At 62.1% G+C, this 20,343-nt stretch carries 17 protein-coding genes; 8 read left to right on the top strand and 9 right to left on the bottom strand.

Annotation, left to right across the window (positions count from 1 at the left end):
* The 3 genes from B0G82_RS21945 to B0G82_RS21935 all read left to right on the top strand — a co-directional run bounded on the left by B0G82_RS21945 (position 1) and on the right by B0G82_RS21935 (position 2,761).
* On the top strand, positions 1–630 hold the full coding sequence (locus B0G82_RS21945) for a TadE family protein (RefSeq protein ID WP_121309024.1): 630 nt from the start codon (positions 1–3) through the stop codon (positions 628–630).
* A 54-nt stretch (positions 631–684) separates the two neighbouring features.
* Positions 685–2,040 carry a vWA domain-containing protein gene (locus B0G82_RS21940; protein ID WP_121309023.1) on the top strand — a complete coding sequence of 452 codons (1,356 nt, stop codon included), beginning with the start codon at positions 685–687 and terminating at the stop codon, positions 2,038–2,040.
* A gap of 79 nt (positions 2,041–2,119) precedes the next feature.
* Positions 2,120–2,761: an isoprenylcysteine carboxylmethyltransferase family protein gene (locus B0G82_RS21935; protein ID WP_241974991.1), complete on the top strand. Its 642-nt coding sequence runs from the start codon at positions 2,120–2,122 to the stop codon at positions 2,759–2,761.
* 303 nt (positions 2,762–3,064) lie between these two features.
* Here the strand turns inward: B0G82_RS21935 and B0G82_RS21930 are convergent, their stop codons facing one another.
* The 3 genes from B0G82_RS21930 to B0G82_RS21920 all read right to left on the bottom strand — a co-directional run bounded on the left by B0G82_RS21930 (position 3,065) and on the right by B0G82_RS21920 (position 7,540).
* Entirely contained in the window at positions 3,065–4,594 is a 1,530-nt protein-coding gene (locus B0G82_RS21930; protein ID WP_121309021.1) for a PepSY domain-containing protein, read from the bottom strand.
* A 74-nt stretch (positions 4,595–4,668) separates the two neighbouring features.
* Positions 4,669–7,047, bottom strand: coding sequence for a TonB-dependent receptor (locus tag B0G82_RS21925; protein ID WP_121309020.1), 2,379 nt, complete (start codon positions 7,045–7,047; stop codon positions 4,669–4,671).
* An 82-nt stretch (positions 7,048–7,129) separates the two neighbouring features.
* Complete coding sequence (locus B0G82_RS21920) at positions 7,130–7,540, bottom strand: DUF2946 domain-containing protein (protein ID WP_116145546.1); 411 nt, start codon at positions 7,538–7,540, stop codon at positions 7,130–7,132.
* Between the two features lie 264 nt (positions 7,541–7,804).
* On the opposite strand from B0G82_RS21920, the gene B0G82_RS21915 reads away from it, so the two are divergent.
* Complete coding sequence (locus B0G82_RS21915) at positions 7,805–9,949, top strand: tetratricopeptide repeat protein (RefSeq protein WP_121309019.1); 2,145 nt, start codon at positions 7,805–7,807, stop codon at positions 9,947–9,949.
* Here B0G82_RS21915 and B0G82_RS21910 read toward each other — a convergent pair.
* On the bottom strand, positions 9,942–10,898 hold the full coding sequence (locus B0G82_RS21910; RefSeq protein ID WP_121309018.1) for a LysR family transcriptional regulator: 957 nt from the start codon (positions 10,896–10,898) through the stop codon (positions 9,942–9,944). The genes B0G82_RS21915 and B0G82_RS21910 overlap by 8 nt on opposite strands.
* A gap of 103 nt (positions 10,899–11,001) precedes the next feature.
* Here B0G82_RS21910 and B0G82_RS21905 point away from each other — a divergent pair, with 103 nt between their 5' ends.
* Genes B0G82_RS21905 through B0G82_RS21895 form a run of 3 tightly spaced genes read left to right on the top strand, consistent with a single transcriptional unit; the run spans position 11,002 to position 14,644 of the window.
* A complete protein-coding gene (locus B0G82_RS21905; RefSeq protein ID WP_116145540.1) occupies positions 11,002–12,117 on the top strand; it encodes an aryl-sulfate sulfotransferase in 1,116 nt (371 codons plus the stop codon).
* 38 nt (positions 12,118–12,155) lie between these two features.
* Positions 12,156–13,484: a uracil-xanthine permease family protein gene (locus B0G82_RS21900; RefSeq protein WP_199730156.1), complete on the top strand. Its 1,329-nt coding sequence runs from the start codon at positions 12,156–12,158 to the stop codon at positions 13,482–13,484.
* Positions 13,485–13,537: 53 nt separating this feature from the next.
* A complete protein-coding gene (locus tag B0G82_RS21895) occupies positions 13,538–14,644 on the top strand; it encodes a porin (protein WP_121309017.1) in 1,107 nt (368 codons plus the stop codon).
* Positions 14,645–14,713: 69 nt separating this feature from the next.
* Here the strand turns inward: B0G82_RS21895 and B0G82_RS21890 are convergent, their stop codons facing one another.
* The 5 genes from B0G82_RS21890 to B0G82_RS21870 all read right to left on the bottom strand — a co-directional run bounded on the left by B0G82_RS21890 (position 14,714) and on the right by B0G82_RS21870 (position 19,427).
* Positions 14,714–15,310 carry a molybdopterin-dependent oxidoreductase gene (locus B0G82_RS21890; RefSeq protein WP_116145536.1) on the bottom strand — a complete coding sequence of 199 codons (597 nt, stop codon included), beginning with the start codon at positions 15,308–15,310 and terminating at the stop codon, positions 14,714–14,716.
* Between the two features lie 340 nt (positions 15,311–15,650).
* Positions 15,651–16,586, bottom strand: a complete 936-nt coding sequence (locus B0G82_RS21885) for a pyridoxal-phosphate dependent enzyme (protein WP_121309016.1) — start codon at positions 16,584–16,586, stop codon at positions 15,651–15,653.
* The gene (locus tag B0G82_RS21880; RefSeq protein WP_121309015.1) at positions 16,583–17,812 is read right to left on the bottom strand and encodes an MFS transporter; all 1,230 of its coding nucleotides are present in this window, start codon (positions 17,810–17,812) and stop codon (positions 16,583–16,585) included. The genes B0G82_RS21885 and B0G82_RS21880 overlap by 4 nt, the downstream gene beginning before the upstream one ends.
* Before the next feature lie 4 nt (positions 17,813–17,816).
* Positions 17,817–18,566: an alanyl-tRNA editing protein gene (locus B0G82_RS21875; RefSeq protein ID WP_241974784.1), complete on the bottom strand. Its 750-nt coding sequence runs from the start codon at positions 18,564–18,566 to the stop codon at positions 17,817–17,819.
* 78 nt (positions 18,567–18,644) lie between these two features.
* Positions 18,645–19,427 carry a serine O-acetyltransferase gene (locus tag B0G82_RS21870; RefSeq protein ID WP_121309013.1) on the bottom strand — a complete coding sequence of 261 codons (783 nt, stop codon included), beginning with the start codon at positions 19,425–19,427 and terminating at the stop codon, positions 18,645–18,647.
* A gap of 270 nt (positions 19,428–19,697) precedes the next feature.
* On the opposite strand from B0G82_RS21870, the gene B0G82_RS21865 reads away from it, so the two are divergent.
* Complete coding sequence (locus tag B0G82_RS21865; protein WP_121309012.1) at positions 19,698–20,246, top strand: carboxymuconolactone decarboxylase family protein; 549 nt, start codon at positions 19,698–19,700, stop codon at positions 20,244–20,246.
* Positions 20,247–20,343: the final 97 nt, after the last annotated feature.

The raw sequence follows: 20,343 nt of genomic DNA, 5'->3' as shown, positions 1-20,343 counted from the left end.
ATGCGCACACGTTCCTCGCGAAGCCGCCGCGCTTCCAAAGGCATCGTCACGGTGGAGATGGCGCTGTTGCTGCCAATCATGGTGGCGCTGGCGCTGCCGGTGTACGACATTGCGCGCAACATCCAGGCACAGATGATTCTGATCAACGTGAGCCGCGAAGGCGCGAACCTGTCCTCGCGCGCATCGCTTACGTTTCCGATGCAGACCATCATGTCCTCGCTCAGCGCAACCACGCCGCCGCTCAACATGAGCGCGCACGGCATGATCTACATCACCGAGATCATGGGCAATAACAACTGCGACAGCAACGGTAACAATTGCACAGGCGTGGTGGTCGCGCAATATCGCTGGAACGGCGGCAACTACGCTCCGGCGAGCAAGTTGTGGAGCTGCGGTAGCAGCGGCACGAACTGGGCGACGGACGGCAGCGGCAGTTGCAGCGGCATTCCCGCGGCAGGGAAGACGTCGCCGGTGGTCAATCTGCTGCAAGGCAAGCTTTCGGACGGCCAGATCGCGTACGCGGTCGAGGCGTTCTATTTGCAGACGCCGCTGATCGGTTCGCTGAATCTGGGCCGTGGCCTCACGACGCCCGCGCTTTCGCCGAATCTCTATGCAATGACGGTGTTCTGACGCGGCGAAGAAATGCCCGATTAGATAAGAAAAACGCAGGACCGGGGGTAGCAAATGAAAACAAAAGCGAAAACAGCGGCGGCATTCAGAAGGCGGCAGAGAGGATCGGTCAGCATTTTCGTGGCGGTGTCGCTGATTGCCTTGCTGGGTATCCTCGGCCTCGCGGTGGATTCCGGTTTCGGCTATATGATCAAGGCACGTCTGGACGCGGCCACCGACGGCGCAGTTATTGCGGCTGGCGAAGCAGTCACGCGCGGCAACAATCAGACGGAGCAGACCAATAACGCGCAGCAGGCGGCAACGGCTTTTTTCGCGGCGAACTATCCGGCGGGTTTTCTCGGTTCCAGCGCGACCGCGGGCACGCCGTCGATCGTGTTCAACGCCGGCACGGTGACGATCGGCATGACCGCGCAGGCAAGCGTGCCGGTTACGTTCTCAAAAGTACTCGGATTCAATGTGCTGAATGTGAGTTCGTCTTCGCAGGCGATTCGCAGGACGCTGGATATGGCGTTCGTGATCGATACCACGGGCTCGCTGAATTCTTCCGGTGTGCCGGCAGCGGTGCGCTCGAATGCGGTGGCCTTCCTCAATAATTTCGACGTGACGAATGACCGGGTCACGCTGATGCACTTCGCGTACGGCACGGTGGTGGATGTACCGTTCAAGGGCAACACGCGTGGTTTCGATCGCGCAACGATGACCACGGATATTAACAATTACACGTTCAGCGGCAGCACCAACTCCCCCGAGGCACTGTGGAACGCGCGCAACCAGTTGAACACGGTCATTACACAACCTTCGAGCCTGCGCGTCATCGTGTTCTTCTCGGACGGCGCACCGAATAGCTTCTCATCGTTTTTCACGACCAACCAGAGCAAGTGCAACAACATCTCCACTACGCTCGCGAGCGGCGATGGTCAAACCGGCTTCTCCTCCGGACTATTCAGTATCAATGCCCTGAATCAAAAGCTGGCGTCGCCGTGTTATCAGAGCGATACGTCGGGCTTCGTGACCGCCATGCCGAAGTGGTACAACGCTCACAACGTCAGCGAGCAGACCTTCCCGATCTGGCCCGTGACCTCGCCGCGCGTGGTGTCGAACGGCAATGCGACGTATGTGAACGTCAACCGCGTATCGCGCAATCTGCTCGAAGCGATGGCCGCGGCGGCGCGTGCCGAAGGCACCTACGTGTTCACACTCGGCTACGGCAACGAGTTGACCAAGCCCGCCGGTCCGGACAATGAAATTGGCCAGGACGTGCTCAAGTGCATGGCCAACACAGCCGATTCGCTATCGCGCTGCTACAACCCGAAACAACCGGTCGGCGTGTACTGCTACGCCGCGACACCGGCCGATCTGAAGCCGTGCTTTTCGCAACTGGCTTCGCAAATTCTGCGTATTTCCAAGTGAGCGCGTTATGACACCGACGACACCTCTCCAAGACCTGCCACTCGCCGTGAGTACCGAAGGCGCCACCCTAACCAGTGCCATGTCCGCGGAGCCGGGCAATGCCGGCGGCTTGCGCGAGGCGCTCGTGGAAGTCGCCGCGCGCGCGGGCGCGGCGACCATGCTGAGCCTGTTCGCCTATGCCGCGATCACGCAATGGCGCGCGGCGCCCTCGCGGATCACGCTGTTATTTCTGGTGGTTTCCGCATGTTTCACGGTCGGCTTGTCGCTCGTGACGCGGGTGCCGATGAAGCGCGATTGGCGGCCGTTCGCTTTCATGTGCGCGATGGGCGGCACGTACTATTTCCTCGCCGTGCGTCTCGCGCCCGGCGTGCAACTCGTGCCTGAGGCGGTCGGTGCCGCGCTGCAGCTGCTGGGGATATGCTGGCAACTGTTCGCCAAGGTATCGCTGCGCCGCTCGTTCGGCATCTTGCCCGCCAATCGCGGCGTCGTATCGCGCGGTGCCTATCGCTTCATTCGGCATCCGATGTATCTGGGTTACTTCATCACCGACATCGGTTTTCTGCTGGTGAACTTCGGTCTGCAAAACCTGCTGGTGTACGGGTGCCAGTTCGCGTTGCAAGTGGGGCGCATCGTGCGCGAGGAGCGGCTTCTCTCGGCGGACGAAGGCTATCGGACCTACAAGGGCCGCGTGCGTTATCGCGTGATTCCGGGCATTTTCTAGGGCTGCGGTCCTTGCGCTCGGCCATCCCATGGCCGGCGCAAGTCCGTTATCCACGTGAGCTTGACCTAAGCAAGCCGCGCCCCGCGCACCGCCTTCCCCCCAACCACACAAACGACCAGCGTCGCCATGACAAGCACGCCCAAGGTCACGGCGCGTTCCTTGACCGGCCTGATCTGAGGCATAGCGACAATCGGTTCCCTCGAACCGTGCTCCGCGCCGGTTTCGCGCGACACGCGGCGCCGAGCGCGGACACGCCCCGCCGCATCTAACTCCGGGCGTAGCACCACGGCCAGGCACCCGCCGTCATGGCGTCGCCGCGCGCCGCGCGGCACGGCCGAAGATCGCCCGATCCGCGAGCCACACCGCCAGCAGCGTGACGCCCATCAACGGGAACACGATGCCGAGCAGGACGAGGCCGATTTTCCAGCCGCGCATGGGCGGCGCGGCACGTTCGCGCGACGGTGCGCCGAGCGAGCGTTGCGGCCGCCGCTTCCACCACATCACGCAGCCGGTGACGGCCATCGCCGCCAATCCTAAAGAAATCGCGGCGCAGAGAATCTGGTTGGCAACGCCGAAATAACGGCCCATATGCAGCGACGTGCCGTACGACACGGCCTTCGACACCGCGCCGTAATCGCCATAGCGGATGTCCTTCAGAATCGCTCCGCTGTATTGGTCGATGTACAGCGTGCGTTCGTCTTTCGGATCGTCCGGAAAGTACGAGATGGTGTAGACGCCGGTCGCGGAAGCCGGCAGCACGATGTTGTAGCCGTCCGTCACGCCGAGCGAGGCAGCCAGTGCGACGACGCGTCCGAGCGGCAGCGGACGCACGGCGTTTGCCTCGTCGGCCGAGGAGAGAGAGTGGGAGTCAGGCACGCGTGTGTTGCCGACGGCCCAGGGCGTGAGCGGCAGAGGCAGGTCGTCCATCACCATGCCGGGCATCGAGTCCATGTTGGCGGCGTGGGCACCGTGGCCGTTGTGCTCATCGTGAGCTTTGTTTTTCGCGTGCGTCTCCGTTGCGGCAGGCTGCGCGCCGCTCTTTGCTGGCAGCGCAGAGCGCAGCGGCAAGCCGCCCCACGATCCCGGCGGCGCACCGAGATTCGCGGCGGTCGCGAGCGCCTTGAACTGCTTGCCCCACGAACCCGTCCACGGCAGCCCCGTCAACACGAACGCGAGCGCACCGAGCGCGAGCCAGATGCCCATCGCGGCATGGACGCTCTTCCACAGCGCGCGTCCCTTCAGTGCGAAGCGCGGCAACAGCGCAGCACGTGCCGTGGTTTTCTCGCGCGGCCACCACAACGCGACGCCGGTGCCGATCATCACGAGCGTCCAGCATGCGGCCAGTTCCATCAGCAACTCGCCGGGTTTGCCGAGCAGCAGCTTGCGATGAAGCATCCGGTCCACTTGCATGAAGCGGCGTTCGACGCTCAGCGTGCCCAGCACCTCGCCGGTATAGGGGTTCACATAGACGCTCTGCTTATCGCCGTCCGCGAGACGGAAGACAAATTCGGCGCTGCGCTCCGGTGCGCTCGCGACGACCGCGGTCAGCGCGACCGCGTTCGCCGGCAGTGCCGAACGCGCTCTTGCCAGCAGTACGTCTTCGGGCAATCTCGGGAGCGCTTGCGGCGCGATGGTCAGGCGCCCCGGATACAGCAGCGGCTCGATTTGCGGCTGGAAGCAGTACAGCGTGCCGGTGATCGCCAGTACGACCAGAAACGGCATCACGAAGAGGCCCGCATAGAAATGCCAGCGCCAGAGCGTGCGATAGCCTGGGTGGATGGCGGTAGTCGCCGGCGTGGCGCGCTGGGCGTCGATGCCAGTGGTGGTGGACATGAAAATCCTCCTGAAGCAGAGATGAATCAATCAGTTCGAGCAACGTGCATGCGTATGCGTTTGGTTCAGCGCGCTCACATGCGCAGCTTCGCTTCCAGATAGAACGTGCGGCCGGGATACGGGTGATAGACGAAGTAGCGGGCATCGAACAGGTTGTCGACGCCGATGCCGATTTCACTCAGCCTGGTCGGCTTGTAGGTGAATTTCGCGTCGGCCACCGTGTACGAACTGGTGCCGCCGAACACGTCCGGATTCGTGTCGGTGTTGGTGAGCGTGTTGTACTGACGGCCCGAATAGCGCGCAGCGAGCGTGAGCGCCGCGCGTTCGTCGAAGTGATACGTCGCGGCGAGATCCGCGCGCCACAGCGGGATCCGGTAGAAGTACTTGCCGACCGTGGCCGGGTTCTGCGCGTTGGCGATGATCTTCGACTGCGTGTAGGCCACGCTTGCCAGCAGGTCCAGGCCGCGCACCAGCACGTTCTCTCCCGAATAGCTCGTTTCGACGCCGCGCGAGCGGACCTTGCCGATGTTCTGAAAGTTCGTCACGTTCGGAATCACGGTCGTATCGGTCTGGCTGAAGATTGTGTTCTTCACGTCGTCCTGAAACAGCGAGAAGCGGAACAAGCCGTTCCAGTGCGCCCATTCGGCGGTCAGTTCCTTCGAGAGATCGTCTTCGGGCTTCAGGTTCGGATTGTTGTTGACGATCGCGGAGCCGTTGATCTGCCCTTGAAACAGCTCGCTCACTGTCGGAAACCGATAGGCGCGGCCGATGGACGCGCGCAAGGTCAGATCGTCGGTGACGTCGAACGACAAGGAGGCTTTCGGCGAGAAATGCTGCTGGCTTGCGTCGCTATACGGCAGCGTCGTGCCGCCCAGCGACTGCGAACCGCCATAGGCCTGCCAGTCTTCGTAGCGCACGCCGTAGACGAGCTTCCAGCGCGGCAGAAAGCGCCAGGCGTCCTGCGCGTAGAGCGCCTGAGTCTGCGTCTTGCCGGCGAACGCATTGGCGAACGAGGTGGCTGCGCCGTCGCGCCAGTTCAGCGTGTTGTAGCTTTCGTTGTCGACGAAGTAGTTGTCGTAGTGATAGCCGAAGCTCAGCGCGTGATTCGCGAGTCCGGCCTGATTCGTCGCGGGCGTGTAGGTGCTGCGCAGATCGAGCGTTTTCCAGCCGGCGCCGTCGCCGAAGATCACGGTGCCCGGACCGTTGCCCGGCGCGCCGGAATTCGCGGTGCGCGCCACGCTGTTGCCGACGTCGTAGTACGAAGCGATCGCTTCGCCATTCCAGCCGGTCGCATTGCGCGTTTTCAGCGACACGCCATAGAGCCAGTTCTCGCTATGGCCGAGACTCGGCGCGAATGCGGCGGTGGGAATCGTGTATTCGTAGCCGTCGATCGCGACCTTGCCGCTGTACACCGCGTTGCCGTTCGCATCGCGCAGAAAGCTCGAGGTCTGGCTGTTGTAGGTCTGATGCCAATAGCCGAGCGTGAAGCCGGCCTGCAGTGTCGGCGTGAAGTCGTACTGCATCTTCAGCTTGAACTGGTCCTGCACCGTGTGTTCGATCCCTTCACCGTTCACGCCGAGCACTGCCGTCGGCGTGTTGGTCTGGTTGTTGTAGAAGTACGCGCCGGTGACCGGCGTGTCGCCGGCTTTGGCGGGTGTGCCGGACTTGGCGAGTGTGGCGAATTGCAGCGGCTGGCTGGTGTTTTCCAGGTGATTCACACCGAGTAGAAACGAGAACTTGCCGATGCGGTTGCCGAGCGTCGCGCTGGCTTCGCTGCCGTTGAAATTCTGGTTCACGCCGAACAGGCTGAAGTGCTGCGTGAAGGCTTTGACGTCGGCGCTCGCTTCGAACTGTTTCGGCATGCGCGTGCTGATGAGCACGGTCGCGCCGAGCGAGTTGCCCGGATAGAGCGCGGAAAACGGCCCGTAGATCACATCGACCTGCTGGATCTCGTCGGGAAATACCATCGACCAGCGCGGCGGAAACGAGTAGCTGTTGCCGAGCAGATTGCTGAGCAGCAGACCGTCCGCATAGACTAGACCGCGCGCGCTTTGCGTGTTGCTGGTGCCGCGCACGGCGATGATCGAATTCAGATCGCCGATAAAGCGCTTGCGCACGGCGAGGTTCGGCATGTACTTCAGGACGTCTTCCGTGTTGACGACGTTCCAGTTCTCGAACTGCTCGCGGGTGACGGTTTCGACCGAGGCCGGCAGGTTGGGATCGACGGCACGCGGCGCGGCGGCGGCATTCGCGCTGACGCTGATGGCAGGCAGCGCGGCGTCGGCGCTCGCGCTCTGCGCATGAGCGGACGAGGCGATGAACGCCGGCACGAACGCCGGCACGATGGCAGGCAGACAGGCGGACAAAAACGGCCGGGGCAGCGGTTGAAGCGAGACGCGGCGTGCGCCACGGCGGGCGCAAAAGGGTAGTCTTCGCAGGGCGAAGTTGAACATGAGTGTTTCCTCGATGCATGGAACAAACGATCGCGCGCCCCCTCGACGGGTGCGACGACTGCGCGATCAGGACCGATAGCAATCAGGAAACGACGGGTGGGGCTCGAGGACGGCCGGACGGAAAGGCGCCGAGCGGCGTGAAGCGAGTGGAAAGCGTGGGCGGCGCGGTGCCGGCAAGTGTGAGGGCGGCCGGCGGCTCGGCCGCGGCGACCGTCGGCATGGCGACGTGGTGCTGAAGCAGATGACAGTAGCCGCACGCGCCGAACGCGTCGTCATGGCTCAAACGGACCGGCGCCGGGGCGGCCTGGGTCGTCACGCTCGCCGCGCCGACCACGCTGAAATCGCGCGGCTGCAACGCCGAACAGAGCGCGGCGATGGGCTCGTGCGCACGGTTCGACATCAACATCTGACTCACGACCGGCGCGAACACGACGAGCCACATGGCGAACAGGCCAAGCCATGCGGTCATGTGAATGCGAGAGCGTGGATTCATGATGTTGGGCGTAAAGACGCGGGCGATTCTAACATCGCCGCGCGGACTTTTCGCTCGTAATCCTCGTTATAGCGTGGGATTAGAAGGCCGAAAACCGCTCATTTCGCCGCGTTACAGGCGCGCCGATTCACGTAAGGTGCGTGGTACATGTTCCGCTTTCGCGGCCGCACCGAGACTTCGGCACGCCAATCCGGCAGCCGGGTCAGGACGCGGCACATGCGATCGACCCGGCCGGCTCATCGCCGGCTCCAGTGACCACGACTCATGAACCACACGCAGCTCGCAACCTCGATCGACGATATCAACCAGCAGGCCGTCTCGTTGTTCTCGGCCGGACAATTCGCCGAGGCTTTGTCGATGCTGACGCCGTTCATCGACGGCGATGCGCTGCCGGACGACGCGCTTGCCGACGCGTTGAATATCGCCGGGGCCTGTTCGTTCGCCTTGCAGCGTCCCGCGGAGGCGGAAAGCTATTGGCGCCGCTGTCTGCAACGCAAACCGGGCTATGCCGAGGTGTACGGCAGTCTCGGCATGCTGCTCAAGTCACTCGGGCGTCTGTCCGCAGCCAAGGCGATGTACCGGCAACTGGTCGCGCTGCGGCCCGGCGACGCGGACGCCCGCAATCATCTCGGCGCCGTGCTCTACGGGCTCGGCTACAAGGAGCAAGCGGAGGCGTCGTATCGCGAGGCGCTGGCGCTTCGCCCCAACTACCCCGAAGCCCACTACAACCGCGGCATCGTATTGCACGAACTGCGCCGCCTGCCGGAAGCGGAAGCGGCATTCCGCGAGGCGCTGCGGGGACTGCCGGTTCACGCCGAAGCCCATAACAATCTGGGCAACGTGCTGATGGAGTTGGGCCGCCTCGCCGAAGCGGACCTTGCCTATCGCGAGGCGCTGACTATCCGGCCACAGTATCCGGAGGCGCTCAACAACCTGGGCGGCGTGCTGAAGGCCGCTTTCCGTCTCGCCGAAGCCGAGCTGGCTTTTCGCCTTGCCCTTGCCATTCGTCCGGATTACGCCGAAGCCCTCCTGAATCTCGGCACCGTGCTCGCCGATCTCCAACGTCTGCCCGAAGCCGAGGCGGCGTATCGCGACGCCATCGCACAACGTCCCGGCTACGCTGAAGCGCACTACAACCTCGGCGTGGCACTGTGCAAAATGGAGCGTCTTTGGCAAGCCGAACTGGCTTACCGCGAGGCGATTCGCCTGCGGCCCGATCTCGTTCATGCGCACAACAACCTGGGCTGCCTGCTTCGCCGGCTCGACCGACTGCCGGAGGCTGTCGAGGCTTTCGAGCAGGCGCTCGGCCTGCGTCCCGATCTGGCGGAAGCGCATTACAACCTCGGCGCAGCGCGGGCGCAACTCATGCAATGGCCCGAGGCCGAGAGCGCGTATCGCCGCGCGCTTGCTTTACGCGCCGATTACGGCGATGCGAAATTCGGCCTGGCCGTGTTGCTGCTCGGCATGGGCCGCTTCGAAGAGGGTTGGCGTCTTTACGAATGTCGCTACGAGCAGGCCGGTTTCGTCCATCACAAGACTAGGTCGATGCTGAGCTGCCCGCAGTGGCAAGGCGACACGCTCGCCGGCAAGTCGCTGCTGGTATGGCAGGAAGACGGCCTCGGCGACATGGTCCAGTTCAGCCGCTATTTCGCCTTGCTGAAGGCACAGGGCGCCTCGCATATCGCCTTTGCGTGCGCACCGTCGTTGCACCGGCTGATGGCAAGCGTCGACGGCGTGGATGCCGTGCTCGATCACGATACCGCGCGCGCACAGGCGTCCACTTACGACTGCTGGACGAGCCCGCTGAGCGCGCCGCTGCATCTGCGCACGAGCGTGGACACGATTCCGCGCGCCGTGCGTCTCGCGGCCGAGCCGGCGCTGGTCGAGCATTGGCGCCCTATGCTGGACGCGCTGCCTTCCAGCCGCAAGATCGGCCTGGTATGGAGAGGCAACGCGAACCATCATAACGATATGAACCGCTCCATACCCTCGCTCGCTATGCTGGCGCCGCTCTGGAGCGTGCCGGGCGTGAGCTTCGTGAGCCTGCAAAAAGGATGGGGCGAAGACGAGGCGCGCCATCCACCCGCCGGTCAACTGCTGCTCGACCTCGGCTCGCGTGTGACGGATTTCGCGGACAGCGCCGCGATCGTCGCGCAACTCGACCTGGTGATTTGCGTGGACACGTCCACCGCGCATCTGGCCGCGTCGCTCGGCACGCCGTGCTGGGTGATGCTGCCGGAAAAAGATATCGACTGGCGCTGGCTGCACGATCGCAGCGATTCGCCGTGGTATCCGCACACGCTGCGGCTGTTTCGCCGCGCGCCGGGCGAGGATTGGTCGATGCCGGTCGAGCGGGTGCGTCAGGCGTGCGTCGAGCGATTCGGCGCGACGGACCGCGCGCTTACCTGATTCGCGTGCCGCGCTTGCGGGCCGATTGCGTCGACGTGTGAAAGCGGTCCTCGATCGTTTCGATCGCCTGGCCGAGGAACTGCAGGAACATGCTCATCGCGACGGTGCTCGTCAGATCCGAGCGTTGATATAGACAACTGAACGATTGGGCCCCGGCATCGGCGAGCGGGGTCCATGCCAGCTTACGCTCGGCCACGTCTTCCGCGACGTTCTCCGCGATCAGAAATCCGATGCCGACCCCGTCCGCCACGAGCCGGCGCACCATCGAGACCGAACTGGTTTCCACCAGAGGACGGGCCTTGCGTCTTTCGCGATGATCGATCTGGTCCACCATCGCGCGTAATTCGGTATCCGGCGTCATCAGGATGAGCGGGTAGTCGAGACATTCGCGCAGGCGTGGGCGTTTCTGCAGCTTCGTGAGCGGATGCCCCGGCGGCGTGACCAAGCCGAGATACTGCGCGAACGCGCGCACTTCCACGACGCCTGGCGGCGGCTTGCGGCGCAGGCCGTAGCCGATGTCGGCCTCGCCGGTCTCCACCCATTTCAGGATGCTTTCGCCGTTGCCCGAACGCACGCTGTAGGTCACGCCGGGATAGCGTTCCATTGCGGCCTGAATCGCGTCGGGCACCAATTGCTCGGCCGACGACGGCGACACCGCCAGATTGACATGCCCGCGCCGCAGCGAACGCAGATCTTCCACCTGCGTCATGGCGTTGTCGAAATCGCGCTGGCCGCGCCGCACCGCCGCAATGATGATCTCGCCGGCGGTGGTGAGTTGCATGCCGCGCGGCAAGCGGTCGAACAGCGGCGAGCCGACCTGTTCCTCGAAATTGAGAATTTGCTGGTGCACCGCGGCAGCGGTCAGATGCAGCGCTTCCGCCGCTTTACGGATCGAACCGCGCCTGACCACCTCGTCGAAACAGCGGAATGTCTGTGATATTGGACGCATGACTAGCCTGTATAGTTTTCTCGAACGGCCCGTATAGAACAATCAGATTTTCCTGACGCAGCGAATGGCCTAGATTTGTTCCAACATCTTAACGGAGCGAATCGTGACCACCACAGTCGATCAGATTACCCAGCGCCGCCGCGGCGTCGGCCTCATTGCTCACGACCCGAAACTATCCGCCGGCGGCTATACGCTGATCGCGCCGCAGACAGCGGGCGGACGCGTGTATCTCGTGGATATCGGCGGCGAGGTTGTGCACGAATGGCAGATGCCGGTGCGTCCCGGCCGTCACGCGGTGATTCTCCCGAACGGCAATCTCGGCTACAACGGCAACCATGCGGACTCGGAAGACCGCTACGCACCGTGGTCGATGTGGCATGGCGGTGATTTCTACGAAGTCACACCGGGAGGCGAAGTGGTCTGGCGTTACGAAGATCCGGCGCATCACCACGACGCGCAGTGGCTGCCGAACGGCAATTTGCTGTATGCCGCGTGCGCGCCGGTGCCGGCGGGTTTCGCCGATCGCGTGCCGGGTGGCACCGCGCATGGTCCCGAAGAGGTGATGTACGGCGACGTGATTCGCGAAGTGAATCGAGCGGGCGAACTCGTGTGGGAATGGAAGGCCTGGGAGCATCTGAATCCGCAAGACTTTCCCATCGCGCCCGGCTTCGGCCGCTATCACTGGCCGCTCGTGAACGGGCTCGGCGTGAACGCACAGGGCGAGGTGCTGATGAGTTTGCGCACCACGTCGGGCATCATCGCGGTCGATCGTGAGACGGGCGCTGTGCAGACGCACATTCCACCGAGCGTGGTTTCGCATCAGCATGCGCCGGTGGCGCTCGCCAACGGCAACATTCTCACCTTCGACAACGGCAATTTCCGCGCTGGCGCGCACGTGGTGTTCTCGCGAGTGCTGGAGATCGATCCCGTTAGCCGCGAAGTGGTGTGGTCATACGCGGACGACATGGTGAACATGTTCTACAGCGCGTTCATGGGCAACGCGCAGCGCCTCGCGAACGGCAATACGCACATTACCGAGTCGGCCACGGGGCGCTTATTCGAAGTGACTCCGGCAGGGGAAGTGGTGTGGGAATACGTGATTCCGTGGTTCGGTGAATACCCGGATGAAGCGGCGCGTAAAACCGGTCCCGGCCAGTTGAACAGCGTGTTCCAGACCTTCCGCTACAGCCGCGAGCAATTGCCGTGGTTGCGCGCTTGACTGCCGCGTTTCATTGCACTTCAAACCGCGAGGGCCACGTGAATCCAGAACCCGCCATTCATAGCGTCGACGCGCGCCTGCCCGCGTGGCAACTCGTGCTGTTCGGCCTGCAACATGTGCTGTCGATGGCCGCCTCGCCGGTCACTGCGGTGTTTCTGGTGTCGCGCATGTTGTCGCTGCCATCGGACATAACCGTGCATCTGATCGGCGCGACCTTCTTCGTGTGCGGCGCGGGCACGCTGCTGCAATCGCTCGGTGCGGGATCGATCGGCGCGCGGCTGCCGTTCGTGATGGTGCCGGGCGGCGCGCCCGCGATGCTATTCGCGGTCATCGCGACTCAAACGGATTTGCGCACGGCGGCCGGCGCCGCGATTCTCACCAGTCTGTTCTACTGGATCGTGCTGCCGGTATTCGCGCGCTGCCTGCGGTTCTTTCCCCGCGTGGTGGTAGGCACGATGCTGGTGCTCGTGTCGGTGAGCCTGATCAAAATATATGCGGGCATCGTGGTCGGACAGCCCGGTACGCCGGGCTTCGCGCGGCCCCAGTCGCTGGGACTTGCGCTGCTCACGATCGTGGCCACACTCGTCGTGGCGCGACTCTTCAAGGGCACGGTGGGCCGGCTGGCCGTGCTGCTAGGTCTTGCCGCCGGCACCTTTGCCGCCTGGGCGATGGGCTTGATGCCGGCCAATGGGCTGTGGAGCGGGCCGCTCCTCACGCTGCCGACGCTGCTGCCGTTCGGCATGCCGCGCTTCGATGTGCTGGCCGCTCTGCCCATGCTGATCTTCAGTGTGATCTCGATGGCTGAAGCGACGGGGCAGACGGTGGCCGTCGGCGAGATCACGGGCAGGAAGATCGACATGCGCCGCGACGTGCCGCGCACGATTCGCGGCGATGCGCTGGCGTCATTGATCGGCGCGCTGCTCGGCACTTCGCTCATCATCACCAGCGCGGAAAATATCGGCGTCGTGCAAACCACGGGCGTGCGTTCGCGCTACGTCACCGCGACGGCCGGTGCCATGCTGATGCTCATTGCGCTGTTCGTGCCGCTCGGACGCTTTGCGTACGCGATTCCCGCGCCGGTGGTCGGCGGCACGGCGCTGATCGTGTTCGCGATGATCGGCGTGATGGGCATCAATCTGCTCGGCAAAGTCGACCTCCACGTGCGGGGCAATCAGTACACGCTTGCCGCGGCGCTCGTCATGGGACTGATACCGGTGCTGGTCCCCAATGTCTACGCGGCGTTTCCCGCCTCGTTACAGATCGTGCTGGGCAACGGCATGGCTGCGGGCACGCTCACGGCGATCGTCGTCAATCTGGTGTTCGGCGCATGGCGTCTCGCACCGGCGGAGAAAGTGCAGACCATCTGATTTCGGCTTTCCACGCCCTACGCAGTTTTCCTTCCAACGTTTCACCACACGCCATGAAAATCAAAATCGCTTGCCTCGCGACGCTCGTCGCGGGCTCGGCTGCGCTCGTTGTTTCCTCGACGGCTTTCGCGCAGAGCAGTGTCACGCTGTATGGCAGTCTCGACGCAGGTCTCGGTTATGTGAGCAATCTGCACGGCTCATCGGCTTATATCGCGGAGCAGGGCACCATGCAGGCCGATCGCTTCGGCTTTCAGGGTGTGGAGGATATCGGCGCGGGCCGTTCGGTCGTGTTCAGACTCGAGAGCGGTTTCGTCACGACGACCGGCGCTTCCGCGAGCAGCACGACATTCTTTAATCGCCAGGCGTACGTGGGACTATCGGATCCGCGCTTCGGTACGGTGACGCTCGGCCGTCAGACCGACTGGAATTTCGACTGGCTCGGGTCGGTCTCGACCGGACAACTACTCGGCGACTTTTCCGCGTTTCACCCCGGCAATCTGGATGGTCTCGGCAGCACCTTGCCCGTGCAGTTGTCGAGCACGGTGAAATGGAAAAGCGCCAGCTATGGCGGCCTGACGCTCGGCGCGCTCTATGGATTTCCCGGCGCGGCAGCCAGCAACACCAACGGGCGGGCCATCAGCTTCGGCGCCAACTATACGAATGGTCCGCTCAAACTGGTGGCGGCGTATTCCGAGTATCGCGACCGTTTGCTGCCGCTGTCGAACGGACTCGGGTTGACTTCGTTCGAAGGGCAGACGCTCGCACCCGGCGCGACCTTCAACGCAAAACAGGTGCGCGATATGGGCATCGGCGGATCGTACCGGTTCGAGCGGGTGACGCTGCATGCGCTTGCCACCGATGTGCGGATCGCCTGGAACGGCGGCAGCGAGCACTTTCGCAGCTTCGACGGCGGCGCCAATCTGCGTTTGACGCCCGCCGAGGAAGTCGCGGCGGGCGCATGGACCGCGACGCTCGATGGGCGTCGCTGGACGCAGTTCACGGTGGCGAATGTGTATTCGTTGTCGAAGGCGACGCAGCTTTACGCCGATCTGATGTTCGAGACCGCAGGCGGCGGCGCGGTGGCGAATACGCTTGGTATTGGGGCTGCGTCAGGTGGGCGGCAGACTGTTGTTCTTGGGGGGATTCATCATTTGTTTTGAGGCTGCGCGTGTGCCGGGTTTGCCATCGCTGGGGAGCGTTAAGCCAAGGTCGGTGGCACGCCTTAGCCTTTAAGCCTCGGTTACCTGCAGATGATACAAGCCCCAAGGCGACAGTTCGAAACGGTCCTTGAGCGGCTTGCTCGACAACTCAGGGATATTATCCGCGTCGTAGGTGGCCCACAGCGGACCGACTCCGCCAAGCGGCAGTGGCTTGCCGTCCATTTGTGTCGCCACGATGAATTGATAGGCGCGCATTTTATCGAGTGTCGTCGCGACTGCATAGCCGTCCACCGCGTGCATGACGATTTGCGTGCTGCCCGCGCTGGGCGCGCCCACGTGCTCGAGCACATGCGTGAGCAGCGGGCCGCTCAAGGCGTGCTGATGGGCATCGTATTCGGTGGTGGGCTTGATCGTCACCGCTGGCATGCCGGCGAGCGAAGCGAAATCGACGGCGTACGCTTCGGAGAACTTCACCTGATGCTTGGCGAGCAACTGGTCGAAAGCGGGATCGAGCGCGCCGCGATTGTGGCGCTTGATCGCGCCGGTGATCGTCAGAACGACGGGCGAAGCCGGGCAGGCTTCTTTCCGGACGCGCTGGCTGCCCAGTGCAGGCGCAGCTGTCACGCCCAGCAGCGCGGCGCTGGTCAGGAACTGGCGTTTGTTCATGGCGTGGTCTCCGGACGATGAGAAGAGCGACGGGTTCGGCAAGGTTGTCTCAGCTTCTATTGTCGGGTAATTGCCGCTGACTGTGTCACGGCTAGGCTTTATATAACGCGTTGAGCCCTATGCTGCGTGGCGTAGGCCATACTTCTGCCGTCACGGCGAGGACTCGGTTCGGCGCTGGCCGCGAAAGGCGTGCAGGTGTCGATTCAACGGCGGTGGAGATGCGGATTATTCAACGCTCCTGATTGGGTTGTGTTTCTTGGCGGGGAAAAAGCCGGTCGTGATGGCCCGGTTTTTTTGCGTGTGTCGAGCGAGCTTAGTGGCCGCTAGTCGCATCGAATGTCTACCGGAGGTACCACAGGCCGTGGTCGTACAGGATTGACAGGATCTTGTGCTCAGCGGTTGCGCCGGCGGCCAGACTGTTCGCCACGGTGAGGCACGCGGCAGCAGTGTTGCCCACCAGGAACCCAGAATCGCGTGCAAAGGTTCTGCGCGTGTTCAAGACTTCATCGTACGTCACTGTTCTGATTTCACTGGTCAGGTTCCACTCGATAAAAGGCGGTACGACGCCCACCGACATGCCCTCGAGCTTGTGATCCAAGAAAACGCCATTTCGCGAGTCGCATCCCTGCGGTTCGACGAGGACAACGGTGACGCTATAACCCGCCAGTTTCAACGCCTTTGCAATGCCGACGAGGCTGGCGCCCGTGCCAGCACACGAAACAAAGGTCACTTCTCTGACCTCCGGCCACGCCTTGAGTTGCGCGGCGATTTCCGGCCCGGTTTCCAATTCGTGAGCGGCGACGCTCGCGGCGTTGCGAAATTGATCGGTGTAGAAGTAACTGCGGCCATGTTCCGCCGCATGCTCCAAGTGCCATTGCACGACCTCGCGCGGAGTCGCACCACGTTCGAGCATGTCCAAGCCGATAAGCCGGGCGCCGAACAATTCGAGGCAGCGTCGTTTGACGGCGCTGAATCCCAATCCAACGGCAAGCTCGACGGGTATGGCGTGTGCCTGGCAGGCGAGGGTAAGTCCAAAGCCAAAGTTGCCACCGGTCTTTTCGATTATGGTGGTTCGGCCAGGAACGATTTCGCCGCTCGCGATCGCGCTCCGAACGATGAAGCGTGCAGCCCGCACTTTGTGGCTGCCGCCGGGATTATCGCATTCAAACTTGAGAAGAAGTCCGGGCCTAACCTCGCGAAGCGGCGTGGCTGTGACATCGCCTCGTCCGGTAGCGACGCTAGCGAAAGGGCGCCTGTCAATGAGATTGAGCGTCATGACGGAAGCGCCTCTGCAGTCGGCGCGCCGGCTTTGCGCATGCACATCCATGTGAGGCAGGCCGCAATCGCGCAAAGAGTGAGGCACAGCAGGTTCGTATTTTTCCAGCCAATGAAGGCCTGTAATACGGCAGGAAAAAAAGCGCCAACGGTTGCACAGATCGCGATGACGGAGTCGTTGATGCCCTGCATCCGATGACGATTGCTGTCGGTCAACACGCAAGCCAACAAAGCGCCGCCGCCCACGTAGCCGAAATTCCAACCCACGCCGAGCATGATCAAACCTGCGATCAATGCCCAAAGATTTGAGCCCCAGACTCCCAAAGCAGCTGCGCAGGCTAGTAATGCATAACCGGCGAGAAGCGAGTTGCGGTGGCCTGCGCGGATGAGAATGGCCCCGGTCACGAGGGATGGAGCAAACATGGCTATGACATGCCCTTGAATTGCAAGTGAACTCGCATGGAACGACACGCACATCGATTCCATGACAAGCGACGCCTGAACCATCAGCATATTCATGATGAGGTAGCTTAGCGCGGACGCGACTATTGCAACCGTAATTGGCGCGGTCGCGGCGATGTTGCGGGCTTCGACTGAGCGCTGAACCGTTGCCGGAGATTCAATCGGACGCCAGATTGCGATCAGCGCGATGGTGGCGAGCCCGAGCAGCACAAATGACGCATAACACAGCGAGAATGTCGCAAAGCCATCCACATCTTTCAGGCCCATCGACAGAAGGGGGCCGCTAATTGCCGCAACGATACCGCCTGCCACGACTAGCGACAAACCCTTCGGACGCACCTCCGCGGCGAGTCCATCAACCGCGGCAAAGCGGTAGAAGTTCGCAAAAGCGACATACAAGCCGAGCATTCCATGCGCCACGATCAGTTGCGCAAAGCTACTCTGTGTCGTTGCGTTATAGCCAATGCAGCCTGCGGCAATCAGAAACATGGCGCCGAGCTGAAACCCTTTTTTGCGGCCATGACGGCGCATGAAACTTGCGGCCGGGTACGTGGCGATAGCAACCACTGCAAACTGGCAACCGTATGGCACCGTCGCCCACGCGTGACTGGGCGCGAGCTTACTACCGACGAGTGCCGCGATGGTGACAGAGACCACGGCTGCAGTCAGATTGATGGCCTGGCATGGCGTGAGAAGATAAGTCGTGGGCGGCAGCTTTTTTAGCCCGCCACGGTTCGCATGTGAGGTGACGCGAATTCCATTCATGACACTACTCCCCGCGAAGCGCTACGCCGTCAGCAGCGTGGAAAGAAGCCGTATCGAAGCGCGCGTTGTCGAATTGACACGACAGACGTTCCTTACCCGACCCCATGCTCTTGCGGCGGACGCTTATCCGCCCGATGGGTGCGGTGTTGCCGATGTGGGTGCCCCCGCAAGGTATGAGATTGTCCTCGCATTGCCAATAGCGGGCTTCGATATGGTCCGGATGGGCGCGCGTTGTAACCGCGCTGCCGCGAGCCACGAAGTCGTTCGCGATCTGCTCGATGGCCAGGACTTCGTCAGGCGTAAAGCGGCTACCGACGCCGAAATCGAAGCGAGCGCCATCTGTCCGGATGTGGCATCCCAGTGTCCATGCAATGGCGTCAGGTCTGATCTTGCCGACACCCAGATATAGCAGATGCGACGCAGTGTGGCTCAAGGACAATTGAGCCCTACGCATCGTGTCGATACTGATCTGCACTTCGTCATCTACTTGCAGCGCGGCGAGATATTGAATGTCTTCCGGGTGAATCACATGTTCGATAATCCCGCCTAGCTGAATGTCCGGAAAGCCAGGAATGTTGGCGCGTCGGCCGTACATTTTACGCACGTGAATGAATCGGATCGCATTGCCGCACGGCAGTGCTAGCGTGCCTGTGTCGGATTCCTGGCCACCTCCCTCGGGATAAGCAACAGTTGCGTTCAGTTCGACATAGTCGCTACCGATCTTCGAAACAACGGACCGCGTTTTATATAGCAAGTTATCCGAATAATAGAGTCTGACCGTATGTCTGGGGAATGAGAGCATTAATTGGGTGACCTCGACTATGCAATCCGGTTAAGCGCATTTGGCGGCGTTACCGCCACGTACAACTTGCGTCTCCGACCGAAGCGTAACAATGGAATCTGAAGGGATATCTTGTGTGATACAGCAATGCGTGCCGATGAATACATTGTTGCCGATTTGAATGTTGCCGAAGATACGGGCGAACGCGCCGATCTGTACGCGATCCCCCAAACTGGGGTGACGCCTGGCGGACGGGTTGTTTGCAATACCCGCGGCACCTAAGGTCACACCTCCGAGCATGTAGCAATCGTGACCAATCACGCTCGTCTCGCCGATGACCGATCCCCAGCCATGATCCAGAACAAAACGCCTGCCGATTTCGCATCGAGGATGTATCTCCGCGCCGGACAGCAGTTTGCCGCGACTTGAAACGAGGGTGGCATAGGCTTCGAGTTCGTTAAATGCAAACCCACCGGCATTGCCTATGGCAATCAACGCGTGGGCAAGCCGGTAATGCAGGATCGCTTTGTATGACGTGGAGCCAGTCAGCGTGATCACCGCTGAACCGCGTTGAGCCGGATCTTTGGACAGAAACGCATCCAGATCCTCATGTGCGGCAAAGCATGCTTGCGTAAAGCGGCGATGGACCACGATCGCCTTTGTGACCGCAGGCGGCGCGCATTCCATCAAAGCGGCGCGTAGAAGGTTGAAAACGGACTGATAGGAGTCTGCGGAAGCGGACGTGGCGACGGGTGCTGCATTGCCCTCGGTTGAATTGCAACGAATAGGGGACGGCACCTCAAATTCACCGGGTTCGGTTAAGACGTCTCTCATGTTTATTGTTCGTGTATATAGGGATGCACATAATCAAGTTTGCACCAATCTGGCGAAATCATGCTGTGTGAAATTTCCCAAATTTCATTGGCGGATAACCAAATTTTCACGCCCCAACGTGGGCGTCGAGTGACCCACTCGCGGGTAGACACGGTTGCCCCATTCGCCGTTTCTATTACATCCAAGGTAATTGCCGACCCTCACCCCCAAGCCTAATCTTCGGTGGTCGCGCGGTTCACCCCGAACCGCGTTCACTATCAAGGACACATCATGTCGACGTTTCAGGTTCACACCATCGACTCCGCGCCGGAGCAATCCAAACCGGTATTGCAACAACTCCAGCAGACCTTTGGCTTCATCCCCAACATCGCGGGAGCCATGGCCGAGTCGCCCGTGCTGATCGGTGCGTTCATCAATCTGTTTCAGAAAGTCCATTCGGGCACGTTCACCGAAGCGCAGATCCAGACGCTGTTGCTGACGAACGCCGTCACCAACGCGTGCGCTTGGGCAGTCGCGTTTCACACGGCACTAGCGCTGAACGAGGGACTCACGCCCGCCGATGTCGAAGCGCTTCGCGCAGGCCGCACGCCTGCTGATCCCAAGCATGCCGCGATTGCCACGTTGACGAAAAATGCGATCCAGAAACGCGGCCATCTTGACGAGCGCGACGTGAGCGCATTTCTCGAAGCCGGTTTCCGTCGCGATCAGGTACTCGAAGTGCTCGCGGTGGCGGCAGCCTCGACCATCACGAACTACGTGGGCAGCATCACGCAACCGCCGTTGGAAGCGCAGTTTCAGGTCCACGCCTGGACGGCTTGATTCCCGCAAGGAAGGTGCACTCACCGCTAGCGAGTATCCTGACCGACGAGGTTCGCCGAGCGGCGCTCGCCGAACCTCTTACCGGTAACATCTTGCG

This window comes from Paraburkholderia sp. BL17N1, assembly GCF_003634175.1.
GTDB lineage: Bacteria > Pseudomonadota > Gammaproteobacteria > Burkholderiales > Burkholderiaceae > Paraburkholderia.
Note: the sequence above shows the minus strand (reverse complement) of the source record. Positions and strands in the feature narration are given on the sequence as shown.

Excerpts from the sequence above, each read along its gene's own strand:
- B0G82_RS21910 (WP_121309018.1), bottom strand. The coding sequence starts at position 10,898 with ATGCGTCCAATATCACAGACATTCCGCTGTTTCGACGAGGTGGTCAGG.
- B0G82_RS21935 (WP_241974991.1), top strand. The coding sequence starts at position 2,120 with ATGTCCGCGGAGCCGGGCAATGCCGGCGGCTTGCGCGAGGCGCTCGTG.
- B0G82_RS21940 (WP_121309023.1), top strand. The coding sequence starts at position 685 with ATGAAAACAAAAGCGAAAACAGCGGCGGCATTCAGAAGGCGGCAGAGA.
- B0G82_RS21945 (WP_121309024.1), top strand. The coding sequence starts at position 1 with ATGCGCACACGTTCCTCGCGAAGCCGCCGCGCTTCCAAAGGCATCGTC.
- B0G82_RS21930 (WP_121309021.1), bottom strand. The coding sequence starts at position 4,594 with ATGTCCACCACCACTGGCATCGACGCCCAGCGCGCCACGCCGGCGACT.
- B0G82_RS21885 (WP_121309016.1), bottom strand. The coding sequence starts at position 16,586 with ATGACGCTCAATCTCATTGACAGGCGCCCTTTCGCTAGCGTCGCTACC.
- B0G82_RS21895 (WP_121309017.1), top strand. The coding sequence starts at position 13,538 with ATGAAAATCAAAATCGCTTGCCTCGCGACGCTCGTCGCGGGCTCGGCT.
- B0G82_RS21925 (WP_121309020.1), bottom strand. The coding sequence starts at position 7,047 with ATGTTCAACTTCGCCCTGCGAAGACTACCCTTTTGCGCCCGCCGTGGC.
- B0G82_RS21870 (WP_121309013.1), bottom strand. The coding sequence starts at position 19,427 with ATGAGAGACGTCTTAACCGAACCCGGTGAATTTGAGGTGCCGTCCCCT.
- B0G82_RS21920 (WP_116145546.1), bottom strand. The coding sequence starts at position 7,540 with ATGAATCCACGCTCTCGCATTCACATGACCGCATGGCTTGGCCTGTTC.
- B0G82_RS21865 (WP_121309012.1), top strand. The coding sequence starts at position 19,698 with ATGTCGACGTTTCAGGTTCACACCATCGACTCCGCGCCGGAGCAATCC.
- B0G82_RS21890 (WP_116145536.1), bottom strand. The coding sequence starts at position 15,310 with ATGAACAAACGCCAGTTCCTGACCAGCGCCGCGCTGCTGGGCGTGACA.
- B0G82_RS21880 (WP_121309015.1), bottom strand. The coding sequence starts at position 17,812 with ATGAATGGAATTCGCGTCACCTCACATGCGAACCGTGGCGGGCTAAAA.
- B0G82_RS21915 (WP_121309019.1), top strand. The coding sequence starts at position 7,805 with ATGAACCACACGCAGCTCGCAACCTCGATCGACGATATCAACCAGCAG.